Source organism: Gelidibacter sp. (assembly GCF_053579655.1).
The window spans coordinates 40,161-57,919 of the sequence record NZ_JBMDWE010000008.1 but is presented as its reverse complement, the minus strand read 5'-3'; the positions used below and the strand labels follow the sequence as shown (position 1 = coordinate 57,919).

12 protein-coding genes are annotated in these 17,759 nt (G+C 36.2%); 4 read left to right on the top strand and 8 right to left on the bottom strand.

What is annotated here, in order from left to right; genetic code table 11:
• Nucleotides 1-74 precede the first annotated feature (74 nt).
• From ACOH2D_RS06065 to ACOH2D_RS06050, 4 genes are all read right to left on the bottom strand, one after another.
• Nucleotides 75-2,837: a PD-(D/E)XK nuclease family protein gene (locus tag ACOH2D_RS06065; protein WP_449534687.1), complete on the bottom strand. Its 2,763-nt coding sequence runs from the start codon at nt 2,835-2,837 to the stop codon at nt 75-77.
• Nucleotides 2,838-2,898: 61 nt separating this feature from the next.
• Nucleotides 2,899-4,260 (bottom strand): OmpA family protein, encoded by a 1,362-nt coding sequence (locus tag ACOH2D_RS06060; RefSeq protein ID WP_449534686.1) that lies wholly within the window; start codon nt 4,258-4,260, stop codon nt 2,899-2,901.
• 121 nt (nt 4,261-4,381) lie between these two features.
• A complete protein-coding gene (kbl, locus tag ACOH2D_RS06055) occupies nt 4,382-5,575 on the bottom strand; it encodes a glycine C-acetyltransferase (protein WP_348038199.1) in 1,194 nt (397 codons plus the stop codon).
• Between the two features lie 22 nt (nt 5,576-5,597).
• Complete coding sequence (locus ACOH2D_RS06050; protein WP_449534685.1) at nt 5,598-8,744, bottom strand: UvrD-helicase domain-containing protein; 3,147 nt, start codon at nt 8,742-8,744, stop codon at nt 5,598-5,600.
• Nucleotides 8,745-8,955: 211 nt separating this feature from the next.
• Here ACOH2D_RS06050 and ACOH2D_RS06045 point away from each other — a divergent pair, with 211 nt between their 5' ends.
• A complete protein-coding gene (locus ACOH2D_RS06045) occupies nt 8,956-9,564 on the top strand; it encodes a superoxide dismutase (RefSeq protein ID WP_348038195.1) in 609 nt (202 codons plus the stop codon).
• Between the two features lie 569 nt (nt 9,565-10,133).
• Here ACOH2D_RS06045 and ACOH2D_RS06040 read toward each other — a convergent pair.
• Nucleotides 10,134-12,032: an amidophosphoribosyltransferase gene (locus ACOH2D_RS06040; RefSeq protein WP_348038193.1), complete on the bottom strand. Its 1,899-nt coding sequence runs from the start codon at nt 12,030-12,032 to the stop codon at nt 10,134-10,136.
• Between the two features lie 282 nt (nt 12,033-12,314).
• Nucleotides 12,315-13,250, bottom strand: a complete 936-nt coding sequence (locus tag ACOH2D_RS06035) for a PfkB family carbohydrate kinase (RefSeq protein ID WP_348038191.1) — start codon at nt 13,248-13,250, stop codon at nt 12,315-12,317.
• Between the two features lie 223 nt (nt 13,251-13,473).
• Here ACOH2D_RS06035 and ACOH2D_RS06030 point away from each other — a divergent pair, with 223 nt between their 5' ends.
• Nucleotides 13,474-13,719 carry a hypothetical protein gene (locus ACOH2D_RS06030; RefSeq protein WP_348038189.1) on the top strand — a complete coding sequence of 82 codons (246 nt, stop codon included), beginning with the start codon at nt 13,474-13,476 and terminating at the stop codon, nt 13,717-13,719.
• 906 nt (nt 13,720-14,625) lie between these two features.
• Here the strand turns inward: ACOH2D_RS06030 and ACOH2D_RS06025 are convergent.
• Together ACOH2D_RS06025 and purN are read right to left on the bottom strand one after the other, a co-directional pair.
• Entirely contained in the window at nt 14,626-15,264 is a 639-nt protein-coding gene (locus ACOH2D_RS06025) for a ribonuclease H1 domain-containing protein (protein WP_348038187.1), read from the bottom strand.
• A gap of 124 nt (nt 15,265-15,388) precedes the next feature.
• Entirely contained in the window at nt 15,389-15,958 is a 570-nt protein-coding gene (gene purN / locus ACOH2D_RS06020; protein ID WP_348038185.1) for a phosphoribosylglycinamide formyltransferase, read from the bottom strand.
• 300 nt (nt 15,959-16,258) lie between these two features.
• On the opposite strand from purN, the gene ACOH2D_RS06015 reads away from it, so the two are divergent.
• Nucleotides 16,259-16,492 carry an acyl carrier protein gene (locus tag ACOH2D_RS06015; RefSeq protein ID WP_007647141.1) on the top strand — a complete coding sequence of 78 codons (234 nt, stop codon included), beginning with the start codon at nt 16,259-16,261 and terminating at the stop codon, nt 16,490-16,492.
• A gap of 12 nt (nt 16,493-16,504) precedes the next feature.
• Nucleotides 16,505-17,755, top strand: coding sequence for a beta-ketoacyl-ACP synthase II (gene fabF / locus ACOH2D_RS06010; RefSeq protein WP_348038181.1), 1,251 nt, complete (start codon nt 16,505-16,507; stop codon nt 17,753-17,755).
• The last annotated feature ends 4 nt before the right edge of the window (nt 17,756-17,759 follow it).

The window sequence follows — 17,759 nt, the reverse complement described above, 5'->3', positions numbered from 1 at the left end:
ATTTTGCTAATAATTGAAAGTTGAGTTTAACTTACAAATAGGTCTTTCAAAATTATTAAAAGGGAATGTCTCAATTAAAATTTCCGGACCTCTTTCTCAATAAAATCAATTTCAGGATTACAAATCTCTAAAATCAGTTTTTTGAGCTCCCTATGAAAAGCTTCCAAGGTGTCTTTTGAAATTCCATGCTCTTTATCTCTGCTTCTTGAAGACGGTTTTATTCCAAACTTTAAGAAATAATCGCCTTGCAAGTTTTTGAAGGAAATGACGCCTGCTTCAATGGTTTGAGAAAACTCTTGGGTCTCGTTTATCATATAGGCATAAGCCAAAATCTGGAAGCTCTTGCTGTATTTGTCATAATCCAGAGTGATATCTTCCCAATCTATAATTTCCACTTGGCCTTGGCTGACTTTTCCTGTCTTGTAATCAATGATCCTGAGTGTGCCATCAAATTCATCTATGCGATCCACTGTGCCCTTTAAACGCACTTTAAAATCCAATTCTGGGATGTTAACGAGGATATCCAGTTCCTTTTCGAGATCTATTATTTTAATTTGATGGCCTTCTTTTAAAGTTTCAATTTCTTTATTGATAAAGTTTAAGATATAACGTTTGGCCACTTCAAGAATAATCAGGTTTTTCCCCTTTGTCATATCGCCCTCTTTGTAAAACATCTTAAAGTGATGTGTGACATTGCCATCTATGAGGTTTTTCATTTGCTTTAAGTGTTCTTCGGTCAAATAGTGTCCTTTGTGTGGGGTATAAAAATCTTCCAAGGTTTGATGGATGACGCTTCCTAAAGTGTTGGCTGCAACGGTTTCTTCAACATCTTCAAAGTTTTGAATCTTGAGGACCTTCTCATAGTAAAAATCAAGTGGGTTTCTTATATAATTTGTTAATGAGGATGGCGAAAATCCGTTAGCGGCAATTTGTTGTAAACGTTTGATAACGGTCTCTGTTTTTTTTATGACTTTAGGTTCCTTTTGTGCGACTTCTACTTTTGGAGCAACAATGCTATGCTTTATAGTATGAATGTTTTCAATTTGCAGTTGTGTTATGAATCTGCTTTTTTCCCCTCCGTTTAAAACATCTGGTTCTGTGTTATAAATGATATATACATTTTTTGCACGTTGCAACAATCGGTAGAAGTGATAGGTGTAAACCGCATCTTTTTCTTTATAAGTTGGTAATCCGTTCTCGAGCTTTACATCAAAAGGAATGAATGAATTGGTGCTTTTTCCTGCCGGAAGAATGCCTTCATTAACTGATGAAATGATGACCGTTTCAAAATCTAAGACACGAGATTCCAGCATACCCATAATTTGTAAACCTTGTAATGGTTCACCTTGAAAATCTAAAGTTTCATTGCTTAACAGTTCTTTGTAGAGATAATGCAAAGTTGTGCTATTGCTTATGAGCTTATAGGTTTCGTTATAACGTTGAAGCTCATTAAAAATTTGATTGAATCGGTATAGGTATTCGAGCGCCAACAGATTTTTAGATTTTTCTAAATCGAGTTGTGTTTTTAAGGTTAAGATGAGTTGCGTGCAGTTTTTAAATGCCTTTTCAGGACTGTTCTCCCAGGATTGGAATAGCGTTGTTATAACATGCTCCTTAGCTTTTGCTAGGGCTATTATTTTTTCAACCGTTAGGGTAACAATGTTATTGCTTTGAATATAGTTTATGATATGATTACCATAATTATGGTTTTCATGAGTCAAAACCGTTTGGATAAACGAATGTGATAATATAGCAACAACGTCCTTATAGTACAGTTGATTGACATGGTTTTTTTGAATCTTGAAAAGCAAGTCAAATAAGGATGCCAAGGGTACTGATTTAAGAGGAAGCCCCATGGTAATATTGATGGCTTCAACTTTTTGAGGGATGGAATTAAGTAAAGGCATCAACAACGTTTCATCGCCTAAAACTACGGCAGTCTTTTTTAGATCGGCCTGTGGCAAGGTATCTAGTAGTTCTCCAATATATTTAACTTGACCAATGTTTTTTGGAACGGCAATCGTATGAATGTTTTTTTCTGAACGGTAGTTGTTACCAATCCAATTAAAATCGTTTTGCTTAAAAAACGGCCAGGTTTTTAAATGTTGTCTTATGAATAATCCGGCATCATGGATAGGGTTATCTAAAAAGACGGTATCGATATCCCAATAGATGATCGCCAGATCTTGTTGTAGTAATTCTTGAATAATGCGCTCTTCAGCCTTATTTAAAGCGTTGAAACCAATGAAAATATGCTTTTTGTTAGGATGAGAGACTATATAGGGCTCAAGGCTGTTTGCAGCCTGTCTATAGACTAAGCCTTGATAACCTTTTTTATTCAGAATTAACGCTTCCCTAAACCTATTGTAATATATTTTTAATCGGTTCCAGAAGGCTAAATAATTTTTGATATAAGTGGTTTGCTCTTCTGCTAAAGACCAATGATTGATTTCTTTAATAGATTTTAAATAATCAAAAATATGATCGGCATCGATGAGGTAACGATCAATTTCATTGAAATCCTGAAGTAAAAGTTGTCCCCATTTTGAAAATTGATCAAAGGTTTCCTGTTCAGATTCAGGTGTCAATTCCTGATAAACCCGATAGAAACTAAATAGAAGTTCGGTGTTGCTGGCGTAATGGAGTTCAGATAAACTTTCAACAAACTCTTCAATGGATAAAATTTCCGGAGCAAAGATGGTTCGATCAATGGATTTAGAAAGGATATCTTTTAAAAAGGTACCCGCTCTTTTGCTTGGTAAAATAAAAGTGAGCTCAGAAATGTCCAGCCCTTTCTTTTGTATATCGTCTAAAACTTCTTTTAAAAAACTTGTCATTGTATAAAAATAAAAAACGCCCCGAATATCGGAGCGTCTTTTCAATTATTTATTTTAAAACTTAGTTTGTAAGTTTTACTTCTACACGTCTGTTGTTAGTTCTTCCAGCAGCAGTTGCATTAGAATCAATTTGATTTTCTTCACCGAAACCTTTTGCAGTCAAACGATTTTGATCAATGCCATTAGCAATTAACCAATCTCTTACCGCATTAGCTCTTCTTTCAGAAAGCAATTGGTTAGATTTATCTGAACCTACACTGTCAGTATATCCTTCAAGAGCAAAAGTAGCTTCTGGGAATTCTTTGAAGATCGCATTCATTGAATTTAACGTTTGGATAGATTCTTTTTTGAATGTAGCTTTTCCTGTATCAAATAAGATTGTTCTAGCGTAGTCGTTCAATTGTTTCATTTTCTCTACAGTTGGCTTGTTTTCTGGACATCCGTTGTTAGCCACTGTACCAGGAACATCTGGACATTTGTCATCTTTATCTAAAACACCGTCTCCATCTCTATCTGGCCAAGGACAACCTTTGTTAGCAGCAGGACCAGCTTGGTTTGGACACTCATCTAAATGATCTGGAACACCATCACCATCAGCATCTGGACAACCTTTTAAAGCTTTCAAACCTGGAACTGTAGGACAATCATCCATATTATCTGGAACACCGTCACCATCTGTATCAGGACAACCGTTAAATTCAGCTAAACCTGCTTCGTTAGGACAGTCGTCTTTAGAATCTTCGATACCATCACCGTCTGAATCTGGACAGCCGTTAAATTGTGGTAAACCAGGTACGTCTGGACAAGCATCATCTTTATCGTAAATGCCATCTCCATCAGTGTCTTTTCCACCAAATTTAAGAGCTAAACCAACAGTGTGTTGGAAATGTGTAGCTAGGTAATCTTCAAATGCATGTTTGTATGCAGATTGAACTGTGATCCCAATATTCTCTGAAAACCATACATTGAAACCTAAAGTTCCATTTACGGTACCAGCTCCGATGTCATCAACCCAAGTGTAACCACCACCTACTCCTAGGTAAGGCTCAAAAACCTTTGAATTCAATAGGTTGGCAAAGCTGTATTTAACTGTACCATCTATTGCATAGTATGATAAATCATCTACGCGTGTATTGCCCATTTTGCTGATTTCGTTGATAGTACCAGCTGCAGTTAAAGAAAAACCGTCTGATAAATATCTCGAAACTGAAATTGAAGATAGTGAAGGCAAAACGTTGTAGTGGTCTCCAAAATTAAAGTACTGGTCAAAGATTCCACCTTGTCCGTCTTCACCTGTTGGGTAAAAGTCTACTGCGTTTGCGCCAATCCCAATTGCCCAAGGGTTATTAGCGTCCTGTGCGTTGGCTTTGCTAAAGCTCAATACAAGCAACATAGCGAAAAATAATCTGCTAAGATTTTTCATATTCTTTAATTTAATTTTAAGTGTTAATTACTTACAAAAGTAAGTTGTTAAAATTTATTAACAAAGATAATTGGTCAAAATGTTGACTCATAACGTTAAAAGGGGAACGTTTTGAATAATTTTAGATGATTTCTAATGTTTTTCCGACCTTAATGAAAGCAGCAATTGCCTTGTCTAAATGCTCTTTTGTGTGGGCCGCTGATAATTGGACTCTAATTCTTGCTTTATCTTTAGGAACAACAGGGAAAAAGAATCCGATGACATAGATGCCTTCCTCAAGAAGCATTGTGGCCATGGTTTGAGATAACTTGGCATCGTAAAGCATTACTGGCACGATGGCCGAATCGCCATTTATAATATCAAATCCAGCTTTTTGCATGCCTTCCTTGAAATATTTGGTATTCTGGTCTAGCTGTTTCTTGAAGGGGTTCTCACTTGATAGCATCTCAAATACCTTTATCGAAGCGCCAACAATTGCTGGAGCAAGAGAGTTGGAGAATAAATAAGGTCTTGAACGTTGACGAAGCATTTCTATAATTTCCTTTTTTCCTGTGGTATAGCCGCCCATTGCACCACCCATAGCCTTTCCTAAGGTTCCGGTTATGATGTCAACACGTCCCATAACACCTTTTTCTTCTAAAGTACCACGTCCTGTTTCGCCAATAAAACCTGTCGCATGACATTCGTCGATCATGACTAAAGCATCATATTTATCAGCTAAGTCACAAATTTTATCCAAAGGCGCCACCAATCCGTCCATGGAAAAAACACCGTCAGTAACGATGATTTTAAAGCGTGCACCATTAGCATCAGCAGCAATAAGTTGTTTTTCGAGATCTTCCATGTCGCTATTCTGATAGCGATAGCGCGCAGCTTTACTTAAACGAACACCATCTATAATAGACGCGTGGTTTAAGGAATCTGAGATGATGGCATCTTCTGCATCCAATAGCGGTTCAAAAACACCGCCATTAGCATCAAAAGCTGCTGCATATAAAATAGTATCCTCAGTGCCATAAAATTCAGCTATTTTTTGCTCCAAGGTTTTGTGGATGTCTTGAGTCCCACAAATAAAACGTACTGATGACATACCAAAACCATGAGTGTCCAGTGCATCTTTGGCCGCTTGCACTACTTCGGGATGCGAGGACAGCCCTAAATAGTTATTGGCACAAAAATTAAGAACAGTCTCGCCAGTATTAAGCGTGATCTCTGCCCCTTGTGGAGAAGTGATAATGCGCTCTTCTTTATAAAGACCTGCTTCTTTAATGTTTTCAAGTTCTTTTTGTAAGTGTTGTTGTATTTTACCGTACATAATCAATTAATTTTATACAAAGTTAAAATTCTTTTATTTGAATGTCCTCATTTATGTAGACAAGTATTTTCCTTACCACATTAAAACCCATTTCTTCAAGAATGGTTTGGTATTCCCTAATCTGGTTTTGATGTGTTGGACGTTCAGCCCCTGTTTTATAATCCATAATTACCGCTTCGCGCCTATCATTTATAACGATGCGGTCTGGTCGTAAAATAAGCCCGCCGGAAACGATGATGTCTTTTTCGATATAAACGGTAAGTTCTGGCAGGAAATAATCTTTCAATTGCTCGTGATTTACAATGCCCCTAATTATGGGTTGGAGTTCGGAACTTTGTTGAGCATTGAGGTCGCCTTTGTTCTCAAATTCTTCAAAAACAAAATTAATATCATTCTCGGTCCTAATCTTTGACATGATTAAATGCACCAAGTTTCCTTTTTCAATGGCAGCTTCCTGTTCGGTATTCCATAAATACCCAGCATTGGTCACGATTCGTAAATCGTGGTTTTCTTTAGCTATCGAAATAAATTGCTTTTGAATCGTGGATTGTTCCACTTTTTTTGCTGACAGAATACGTGTTGGATTTCCCATTGTATATGTTTTTAAAGCGTCATCCCATAAACCAGCCGATTTAAGATAATTCATGAACAGGCCTGAATATAAGCCTAATTTTTCATTTTGTCCTTTATCTACGTCATATTCTGATACAATATAGAGTTGCTCGACTGCTCTGGTAAGCACAACATATAAGAGGTTGATACTGTCCAATTCCAATTGAGATCGGTAATCTGCATAGAGTGTTTGACCTAACTCTCCAAGATCTTCTAAATCTTTATTGACATTTATGAAGACATTTGAAAAGCCATTGAAGGCTTCCGGATTTACTGGAAACCACATTTTAGGATTCATGTCAAAATAAATTTCCTGATTGGCATAAGGAAAAATGACCACCGGGAATTCCAATCCCTTACATTTATGAATGGTCATGATTTGTACAGCATTGTTGCCTTGTGGAGAGGTTATGGAAAGTTTCTCCTTTTTGATGTCCCAATGCGATGTAAAACTGGAAAATCCTGCATTATATTTTTGGGAGTAATCTAAAACTTCATCCAGAAAAAACTGAATATAAGCATTAGATGTTTTATTTAATTGAAATTGTCTGACCACACTTTCTACCGCCTCATAAAATGGAAGCTGTAAAAATTGATTAAAATCGAAAAACAGTTGGTATTCACTTAGTTTTTTAAACATGTCGAAAGCCTCCAAATGTACTAGGCTGGCGAAAAACAAGTGTTTATCTTCCAGGTGAAGTTGATGGTCGGCCAGATAGCTCAAGGCCTCAATTTTCAACATATCGTTATAAGGCTGTGAAGCTAGCGCAATGACACTTGTTAAAAACTGTACTTCAGGTGAGTTTTTAAGCAACAACGATTCTGAAGAAATAATGGGAACGCCTTCAATGCTCAGATACTCCGCAAGTGCGATGCCTTCTTTGGTTTTTCTGGTAATAATGCAAATATCCCGTAACTCAAATTTGTTGTCTTTTGCTTTTTGGATCGCTTCCAGCACTTTTTGACCATAGGCTTCGTCTTTATCTTCCGATTCAAATTCTAAAAATGAGAGTTCAATAAAACCTTCACCATCTAAAAATTGGTGTTGATGGCTCGCTTCGTAGATGTCCTGATGTGAGCGATGAGAAAAAACAAAAGTGGATAAATGCTTAAAAAAATCATTGTTAAAGCTTACGATGGTTTCTAAGCTTCTATAATTGGCAGGCAAGTTTGCAACCTTTTGTTGGGTATAAAAGGGTTGTTGCTGCTCGGTGTATAAATCGATAAACTGTTCAGCTTTGCCACCGCGCCATCTATAAATAGCCTGTTTAGCATCGCCCACTAACATGGCAGATCCCGTTTCGCCCTTTAAATTTTGACCAGAAATAGCATTGTCGATTAATGGAATCAAGTTTTCCCACTGCTTTGTTGAAGTATCCTGAAATTCGTCAATAAAATAATGTTTGAACTTTTCGCCGATACGTTCATAAATAAATGGGGCCGGCTGCGATTTTATTTCAGTGCTGATGAGGTTGTTGAATTCTGAAATGAGGACTAAATCTTCATCAATTTTGATGTCCTGAAGACTTTTGTAAATGGCGTTTAAAACAGATAAAGGCGTTATGTTTTTAAGCACATTTTTAAGGAATTTAATATGTAGAATCTTTTGTTTTGTTTCTTCAAATACCGAGGCTAACGTGGGTTGTATGCTGTCAATAGTTGCGGCAGTTGTAGATGAAACTCGCGTTGGATACATTTTTGATTCTCCAATTTCCAATTGCCATTTATTGTCGAATTTCATATCAAAAGTTTTATCCCTTAATTTGATAAAATGGTTTGGCAACGAATTCCGGGAAAAGTCAGAATGTTCCAATCCGCTTTCATCAATGAGGTTCAAGGCGGCTTGAGACTTTTCAGCAATGTAAACTTCGAGCGCATTTAAATCGTGCTTTAGCTGTTTTTTAAGATTGCTGAAATCATCTAGTGATTTATCTTTTAAGGAGTCAATATATGGAATGTCATTTTCATTGACCAGCAATTGTGCAATCTGATTAAAATCAAAAGCGACATCCCAACTTTTGTCCTCATCTGCTTTTTCAATGGCAAAATCGACCAATATTTTTGTAAGCTCTTTTTCGGTGCCTGCTTTGTCAATCAATTGATCTACGGCTTTTGCAAGAATTGTTCTGGTATCCAATTCCACTTCAAAATTGAGAGGCAATTTCAAATCATGAGCAAAAGTTCTTATCAAACGATGATTAAATTTGTCAATCGTGGAAATATCAAAAGCTGCATAATTATGAGCAATGGTATTTAAAATGCCCTTCGATTTTTGATGCAGATTTAGGGTATCAATATCAAGTTCATTTGAAAGCATCCCAAACATTGGTGTCGGTTTATCCAAAATAACAGGATCTGAAAAGGCGATCAACATATCAACTACACGTTCTTTCATTTCGGCAACCGCTTTATTTGTAAAGGTTAGCGCCAGTATGTTTTTAAAAGCGTGCGGCTGATTGGAAGTAAACAAGATTGTTAAATAGGCCTTGACTAGAGTAAAGGTTTTTCCACTACCTGCGGAAGCATTATAAATTAAAAAAGGAGGTTGAACGTCCATTATTTGGTTTTTTATACAAGATAAAAACTAATGCCGATTTATAAGATGAAATTTCAAGTTTTCGATGGGAAATGTGATCATACGCCTGACAGATGGCAACGTTAAAATTTTCTTAAGTCTTAAGCAACGAAGTGGTTAATATTTTTTAATGCACGGTTTTATGTGTAAATTTGGGTAGAATAAATATTAACACATAAAAAACTTATACACTATGGCTTTCGAATTACCGAAATTAAAATATGCGTATGACGCTTTAGAGCCTCATATTGATGCAAGAACAATGGAGATCCATTATACAAAACACCATCAAGGATATACCAATAATTTAAATGCTGCCATTGAAGGAACTGATTTGGCAGGCAAAACCATTGAAAATATCTTGATCAATTTAGATATGGACAATAAGGCTGTTAGAAATAATGGTGGCGGTTTTTATAACCATTCCTTATTTTGGGAAGTCATAAACCCAGAGAGTAAAGGAGAATTGGCTGGCGATTTGAAGGATGCCATTGAAGCTGAATTTAAATCTTTTGATGCATTTAAAGATGAATTTAGCAAAGCGGCGGCTACACAATTTGGTTCAGGATGGGCTTGGTTGTGCGTGCACAAAGGAGGGAAGGTTCAAATCTGCTCGACGCCAAACCAAGATAATCCATTGATGCCTGGTGTAGGTTGTGGTGGAACTCCAATTTTAGGATTGGACGTTTGGGAGCATGCCTACTATTTACATTATCAAAACAGAAGACCAGATTATATCAATGCATTTTTTAGTATAATCAATTGGAATGAAGTTGAAAGACGCTATGCGGAAGCGAAGTAAATTTCAACTTGACTAATTTATAGAAGAGCAAACTCAAATGGGTTTGCTTTTTTTTAATGAAGAATTTGATTGAAATAAATTTTTGTATTTGATGTATGAGATTCCTATTTTCAAAGGAATTCAAATGAAAAAAGGTGAACGAGAGTTCACCTTTTTTGCCCCAAATCTACCATGAACTTAACCTACTTATGTTATGGTGGAGCAAATATAGGAGGACTATATTGAAATAGTTAAATTTATTAGATAAACTACATATAAATTAGGCTGAATGAGATTTTGATAAGAAATTTCGATTTTGAAGGATATATTAATGTAATTGTTATGATTTGATTGGGTGAAATTGAGGATTTATTAATTTGGACATTAAAATAAAAGGGGCATAAAAAAAGGCGGACGAGTGTCCACCTTTTTTTGCCCCAAATCTACCATGAACTTAACCTACTTATGTTATGGTATCACTAAAGTATGTTGAATTATAACAACTTGATGTAAAAATTAGGCAAACTGTTAAATTATCCGATTAAGCGCTCTTTGTGTTCGATAACACCATTATTTCACTCTTTTTAAAATTAATAAGCACGTCTATTATTCCCTTCATAAAAGTTGATAAACGCTCTATTTACTATACGATTTCCACCAGGTGTTGGATAGTTTCCAGTAAAATACCAATCTCCTAAGTTTTTCGGACATGCTAAATGCAAGTTCTCGATGTTTTGGAAAATTGTTATCACTTTTGTTTTTATGGAAGCATCACAGATAAGTTCTGCAATTTTATCTGAAATTTGTTCTGCAGTGAATTCATTGTATAAATCTTTTACAAAATTTCTGATATCCTTGTCGTCTAATTCAATTTGCGCTTTACATTTTTTATAGACCTCTTCTATAAGATGGTATTTATCGTTTTCCTTTAATAGTTCTAACATCGCTCGGAACGCAATTAAATCTTCCAATCTTGCCATGTCAATACCATAACAGTCTGGATAACGAATTTGAGGTGCAGAGGAGACCACCACTATTTTCTTTGGGTTGAGCCTGTCCATCATTTTAATGATACTCTTTTTTAAAGTGGTGCCACGTACAATACTATCATCAATAATAACAAGGTTATCTGTTGGCTTGATCACACCATAAGTGACGTCGTAGACGTGAGCTACTAAATCGTCCCTGCTGCTGTCTTCAGTGATAAAAGTGCGGAGTTTGACGTCTTTAATAGCAATCTTTTCAATACGAGGTCGCTCTGATAATATCTGCGTCACTTTTTCTGCAGAAAGTCCACCATTACCAGCAAGAATGGCTTGGGTTTTCTTTTTATTGAGATGGTCTTCAACCGTTTCAATCATCCCGAAGAACGACGTTTCAGCGGTATTTGGAATATAGGAAAACACCGTATTTTTCGTATCAAAATCAATGGCTTCCAATACTTTCGGCATGAGTAGTCTACCTAATTTTTTTCGCTCTTGATAAATTTCGGCATCACTTCCTCGTGAGAAATAGATGCGTTCAAAAGAGCAAGCTTTACGTTCTAAAGGCTCCAGGATTTTTTTGATCGATGTTTCTCCGGATTTTTTTGTGATGATGGCATGTCCAGGAGTCAACTCTTTCACATCATCAAAATCAACGTTAAACACGGTTTGGATAACAGGACGTTCAGAAGCGACCACAACAATTTCATCATCTTGATAATAGTAGGCTGGTCTGATTCCGGCAGGATCGCGTAATACAAATGAATCGCCATGGCCTAAAAGTCCTGCTATTGCATAACCTCCATCCCAATCCTTAGCAGAGCGTTTCAATATTTTAGCAACATTCAAACGGTCGGCAATCAAGGGTGAACATTCATTTTTATTATACCCTTCGTATTTAAGTTGTTTGTATTTTTTGGCAACCGCATCATCTAGAAAATGACCGATTTTTTCCATTATCGTAACGGTGTCTGCCTTTTCTTTTGGATGCTGCCCAATTTTAACCAAGCCTTCAAAAAGCTCATTAACATTGGTCATGTTGAAGTTACCCGCAACAATAAGGTTTCTATGCATCCAGTTATTCTGTCTCAAAAAAGGATGAACGTTCTCAATACTATTTTTACCATGAGTCCCGTAACGCACGTGGCCTAAAAGCACTTCGCCCAAATAAGGGATGTTCTTTTTTTGTAGGTCGACATCGTCTACATATTCTGGGTTTTCAGCAAATTCTCTATTGATGCGTTCGTTCATTTGCGCAAAAATATCCTGAATAGGTTGCTGTGCAATGGAGCGTACACGACTGATATAACGTTCGCCGGGGGCGGTATCTAATTTGATGCTTGCAAAACCAGCGCCGTCCTGTCCACGGTTATGCTGTTTTTCCATCATCAGATACATTTTATTGACGCCATAAAATGCACTGCCATATTTTTGTTTGTAAAAATCTAAAGGCTTTAAAAGTCTTATAAGTGCAATTCCACACTCATGTTTTAATGCATCGCTCATTGGGTTTTTCTAATTTTAGATTTGCTATTGTTACTATTTAAAGTCGGAATATATTCACTTTAATTACGACTTAAGGAAATTAAAAAACGCGCCCATTTGGAGCGCGCTAGTTTAAGTTTATGTCAATTGAATTTTATAACCTTCGAAAAGTTGTTGTTTAAATGTCATGTCCAAAGAATTTAAAATCATGATAATTAGATGTTTTTTGCAAGAACAATTTTATATGCTTTTAATATTTGTTTTTTAAAGATCATATTTAATCGTTTTTTTATTATTCGATTTTTATTGATTGCTCTGCAACACGATTTCAAACTGCGTCAATTGCTTAAACTGATTCAAACGCTGATATACTTCTTTATCATCAAGGTTTATCATGCGCTCTGTCCCAAATTTTTCAACACAAAAGGACGCCAGTGTCGAACCATAGATGACTGCATTTTTCATGTTCTCAAAAGAATAATCTTCCGTCTTCGCTAAATATCCAGCAAAACCGCCGGCAAAAGTATCGCCTGCGCCTGTTGGGTCAAACACTTCTCTCAATGGTAAGGCAGGGGCGAAAAATACGTTTTCACCATGGAATAATAAAGCGCCGTGCTCTCCTTTTTTGATCACTACATATTCGGGGCCCATTTCATGAATTTTTTGCGCGGCTACCACAAGAGAATATTCTCCAGTTAATTGGCGTGCTTCTTCATCATTAATGGTAATGACATCCACTTTTTTGATCACTGCTTTTAATTCCTCTAAAGCACAATCCATCCAAAAATTCATGGTGTCCAGAATTGCCATTTTTGGTTTTTTGTTCATCTGCTCCAAAACGCTCATTTGTACCAAAGGGTGCAAGTTGCCTAGCATAACCACTTCTGCGTCTTTGTAAGCTTCTGGAACTACAGGACTGAAATCAGCAAGTACGTTAAGTTCTGTTGCCAAAGTATCACGTGTGTTCATGTCATTGTGGTACTTGCCGCTCCAAAAAAAAGTTTTGCCTTCTTTTACAACTTCAACACCGGAAATGTCAATTTTTCTATCTGATAAAAAGTCTAAATACTCTTGAGGAAAATCGCCACCAACCACTGAAACAACTGCGGCATCTACATTAAATTGGGAAGCTGCCAATCCGATAAAAGTCGCAGCGCCACCCAATATTTTGTCTGTTTTTCCAAAAGGTGTTTCGATAGCGTCAAAGGCAACGGTACCTACAATTACTAATTTGCTCATAATCAGGTTTCAAAATTTGCTGCAAATATAAGGCTTTTTAGCCACGAATTCACGAATGTATTTTGATAAAAAAATCTTAACAAACTAAACATTTCCATGGAGATTCTAAAGAAAACTTACCTAAACTCATTTCTTATTTATAGAATATTGTTGTTTAAAAATAATTTTTAATTGATATATTGACCTACGTATATAATACGTATATTTAATTAAATTATATTTTATGTCATCACAAAAAAAACGAAAGGAAGTTGTTTTAGATGAGGAAACGCTTGCTATTCTTGAAGAAAAAGCAAAAAATCAAGGGAGGAATCTTAAGAATTACATGGAGTTTGTATTGAGGGAAGATGCTCATGCTTTTGAACCTTCTGAAGAATACAAAGATATGATGGACAGAATGATTGACAATCATCACAAGGGGAAAACTAATTATACCTCTTGGGATGACGTTAAAAAGGATATGATTTAATGTCTTTTTATATTAAATTAAGTGATGAAGCACGATTAGATTTAAGAGAAGCTAATATTTATTATTTGTCGATTTCAAAGAGTTTGAATTCTAAATTTAATCACGAATTATCGCAACCATTGAGCGAATAACCATTAATCCTAAGCATTTTCAAAAACGTTATCGCAATATCAAGATTGTTTTCACGAATACATTTCCATTTGGTATTCACTATTTAATCGAAGGAAACACAATCTATGTTCAAAGAATTATTCACCAAAAACTACTGTATGAGTAAATCACTTTCTCCCAAAAATCAGCGGGAGATTTCTCAAAATGTTGAATTCATTGAAATTTGATTCCATAAACAATATTTGAATATTTAGAAAATCATTTCTTTAATCAAATTACGTTTCGATATGACAACCAACGACAAAAAAGAAGAATTGATCAAATGGATTTGAGATCTTCAAGATAAAGATACCTTAGAGCAAATTTATCAATTCAGAAATTGAAAAGGAGAGATTTTGACAAAGCCATCGCTCAAGCTATTACCGTCAACGAACTTAAAGAGGAAACAGATGTTTATTTAAAATCGCTGGATTGGAAAAAGTAACCGTTTATTATAAGTCTGAGGTCGTTAACTATATTAATTATTTGGTTTATATCCTCTATAAAAACGAGTATTTTGGTTTTTTAGAAAGCGCGTTAGAGTACAAAAACAGCCTTATTGATTTTATCGAAGATAACATATCTACATTCTCAAGAAAACTTACCTCACTCAACTTAGCACATTTAGGAAGTTTTTACATGTTTTATAAAAGTAATAAAAGGACTTCCTGGTATATCTTCTTTGAGAAGAAAGTTCCTAAGTATTTGGTAACATTTATATCAAACCATCAAGCAATTTCTAGTTATTTCATATAATCACTTCCTCCCAAAATCCGCAGGAATTTCTCCCCAAGCCTTGGTTTCCCATTTCACGATAGTCGTATTGTAGGTGTTCGTTTTAAGCCAAGTCACTGCTCTGTCAACTAAATCGAATAATTCTTTATTTTTTTCATTTCTCGGTAACTTCGTATTACAAGTTTTCTTTCTGACCCAACTCATCGCAATTTTTGAGTCGGTGTACATGATACGTGAGCTTTCGTGTTTTTTGAGAAATGCCAAGCCATGAACAAGCGCTAAAAACTCGCCAATATTATTGGTGCCTTCCGGAAAAGGGCCTTGAATAAATAATTGTTTTTTTGTTTTAGTGTCCACACCTCTATATTCCATAATACCCGGATTCCCACTTGATGCAGCATCCACCGAAATGGAATTATAGTTAGGGAGGCCTATTTTTTCGAGTTGAGCTTTGGATAGCCCACTTGTAAAGCTTTTGGATTTCCCGATATAGTCAAAATAATTTCCGGCCAAGGCTTTTTGAGCTGCATCAAGAGTTTCAAAGGATTTGTATTGCGCGCCAGGATAATCTTTGATTTGGGCTTTGCAGTCGTTCCATTTTTCAAAGATGCCTGTTTTATGGCCTTTCCAGACGGCGTAGTATTTTTTCTTTTTACTCATATGTCATTCCCGTGAAGGCGGGAATCTAATTAAATTACTAATTATTTGTGATCGAGAATTACACCATTTGACACGAGTCAGGTGCAACTGCAAAAATCTGTATCCGTAGTTTTTTGGAGCTAAATTATTGTGATTTCAATAGTTCCTCCACAACTTTCGGAAAATGTGCCATCTCCAACTCATGGATTTTTGAAGCCACTGTTTCTGCACTATCTGAAGTGGTGACCTCACATTTCGCCTGAAAAATAATCGCACCTTCATCATAATGCTCATTGACATAATGAATGCTGATTCCGGTTTCAGTTTCATTATTGGCTACTACAGATTCGTGCACAAAATCCCCATACATGCCTTTCCCTCCATATTTAGGAAGTAAAGCAGGATGGATATTAATAACTTTATTTGGAAACTCATGAAGTATGAACTCAGGGAACTTCCATAGAAAGCCAGCCAAAACTATCAAATCGGGTTTTGATGCCTTTAAAATGTTGAGCACATCATTGCTTTGTGAAAATGCTATTCTGTTGAAGGAGAGCGCGCTCACTTTAAGGTTTTTGCAGCGATCTAAAACTTTGGCATGAGGATTGTTCGTCAAGACCTGAATGACAGAGCCAATATCATTGTTATGAAAATACTTGATTAAATTTTCAGCATTAGTACCACTTCCGGACGCAAAAATGACGATACGTTTCATCTGCAACTTTCTGTTTATAAATTATTATCCGCACAGTTTGTTGATATGCAGATGTCATTGGTTAGTAAATTAAAAAAATGTTCAGCAAAGTTCCGTAATCTCGTTTCATTTACAGATATTAGCTTCAAATTCTGAAACAAAAAAAAGAATAATAAATAACAATTAAGAGGTAAAATAGAAATACTTCATCGTATTTTCACTAAATTACAAACACATTCTAGCATATTCTAGAAATAAGAATGGGTTTTAAAATAAAGTTTTTTATTTTTGCCAATTAATAAAACTTAAAATTAAAAGATTATGTCAGACATTGCATCAAGAGTAAAAGCGATTATAGTAGACAAATTAGGTGTAGACGAGAACGAAGTTGTCACTGAAGCAAGCTTCACAAATGATTTGGGAGCAGATTCTTTGGATACTGTAGAATTGATCATGGAATTCGAAAAAGAATTTGATATCCAAATTCCAGATGACCAAGCCGAAAACATTGCTACAGTTGGTCAAGCTATCTCTTATATAGAAGCAGCAAAATAAGCAGTAAACTTTATGGAATTAAAGCGAGTTGTAGTTACTGGGTTAGGTGCTCTTACACCGATCGGGAATACCAAAGATGAATTTTGGGAAGCTTTGATCAGTGGTAAAAGCGGCGCTGCGCCTATAACTTATTTTGATACTGAAAAGTTCAAGACCAAATTTGCATGCGAACTAAAAAACTTTGAGCCGACCAAATTCATTGATAGGAAGATGGTGAACCGAATGGATCGCTTTACGCAATATGCCATGGTAGCTTCTGATGAAGCTATAGCAGATGCTAAATTGGATCTTAATGTGGTTGACAAACTTCGCGTTGGTGTCATTTGGGGCGCAGGTATTGGAGGGTTAGAGACTTTTCAGGATGAGGTTCTTAATTTTGCCGCTGGCGATGGAACCCCGCGTTTCAACCCTTTCTTTATTCCAAAGATGATTGCAGATATAGCTCCAGGTAACATCTCCATCAAACATGGGTTTATGGGACCTAACTATACTACGGTTTCGGCTTGTGCATCGGCTGCCAACGCAATGATTGATGCTCTAAACTATATTCGTTTGGGGTATTGTGATGTTATTGTGACTGGTGGAAGTGAAGCAGCGGTTACCATAGCAGGAATGGGAGGATTTAATGCGATGCATGCTTTATCAACAAGAAATGATAGTCCAGAAACAGCTTCGAGACCTTTTGACGCGACCAGAGATGGTTTTGTCTTGGGAGAAGGTGCGGGGGCGATTATCCTTGAAGAATATGAGCACGCAAAAGCAAGAGGCGCAAAAATATATGCTGAACTGGTGGGAGGCGGATTGTCTTCTGATGCTTATCATATGACGGCGCCACATCCAGAAGGAATAGGAGTTATTGCCGTAATGAAAAATTGTTTGGAAAATGCTGGAATGAAACCTGAAGATGTTGATCATATCAACACACATGGGACTTCCACACCTTTAGGTGATGTTGCCGAACTTAAAGCAATTACGGAAGTTTTTGGTAAACATGCCAAAAACATCAATATCAATTCAACAAAATCAATGACTGGTCATTTATTGGGTGCTGCAGGTGCTATTGAAGCTATTGCCTCAATTTTGGCGATGGAACACGGTATCGTACCCCCAACAATAAACCATGAGGTTGTAGATGAAAATATTGATCCACAGTTAAACTTAACACTTAATAAGGCTCAAAAGAGAACTGTTAATGTGGCTATGAGTAATACATTCGGATTTGGCGGTCATAACGCCTGTGTATTATTCAAAAAATTAGACTAAATCC

Coding starts and splice junctions, on each gene's coding strand:
- kbl (WP_348038199.1), bottom strand. CDS start 5,575: ATGTACGGTAAAATACAACAACACTTACAAAAAGAACTTGAAAACATT.
- purN (WP_348038185.1), bottom strand. CDS start 15,958: ATGAAACGTATCGTCATTTTTGCGTCCGGAAGTGGTACTAATGCTGAA.
- ACOH2D_RS06045 (WP_348038195.1), top strand. CDS start 8,956: ATGGCTTTCGAATTACCGAAATTAAAATATGCGTATGACGCTTTAGAG.
- ACOH2D_RS06050 (WP_449534685.1), bottom strand. CDS start 8,744: ATGGACGTTCAACCTCCTTTTTTAATTTATAATGCTTCCGCAGGTAGT.
- fabF (WP_348038181.1), top strand. CDS start 16,505: ATGGAATTAAAGCGAGTTGTAGTTACTGGGTTAGGTGCTCTTACACCG.
- ACOH2D_RS06065 (WP_449534687.1), bottom strand. CDS start 2,837: ATGACAAGTTTTTTAAAAGAAGTTTTAGACGATATACAAAAGAAAGGG.
- ACOH2D_RS06060 (WP_449534686.1), bottom strand. CDS start 4,260: ATGAAAAATCTTAGCAGATTATTTTTCGCTATGTTGCTTGTATTGAGC.
- ACOH2D_RS06025 (WP_348038187.1), bottom strand. CDS start 15,264: ATGAGTAAAAAGAAAAAATACTACGCCGTCTGGAAAGGCCATAAAACA.
- ACOH2D_RS06015 (WP_007647141.1), top strand. CDS start 16,259: ATGTCAGACATTGCATCAAGAGTAAAAGCGATTATAGTAGACAAATTA.
- ACOH2D_RS06030 (WP_348038189.1), top strand. CDS start 13,474: ATGTCATCACAAAAAAAACGAAAGGAAGTTGTTTTAGATGAGGAAACG.
- ACOH2D_RS06040 (WP_348038193.1), bottom strand. CDS start 12,032: ATGAGCGATGCATTAAAACATGAGTGTGGAATTGCACTTATAAGACTT.
- ACOH2D_RS06035 (WP_348038191.1), bottom strand. CDS start 13,250: ATGAGCAAATTAGTAATTGTAGGTACCGTTGCCTTTGACGCTATCGAA.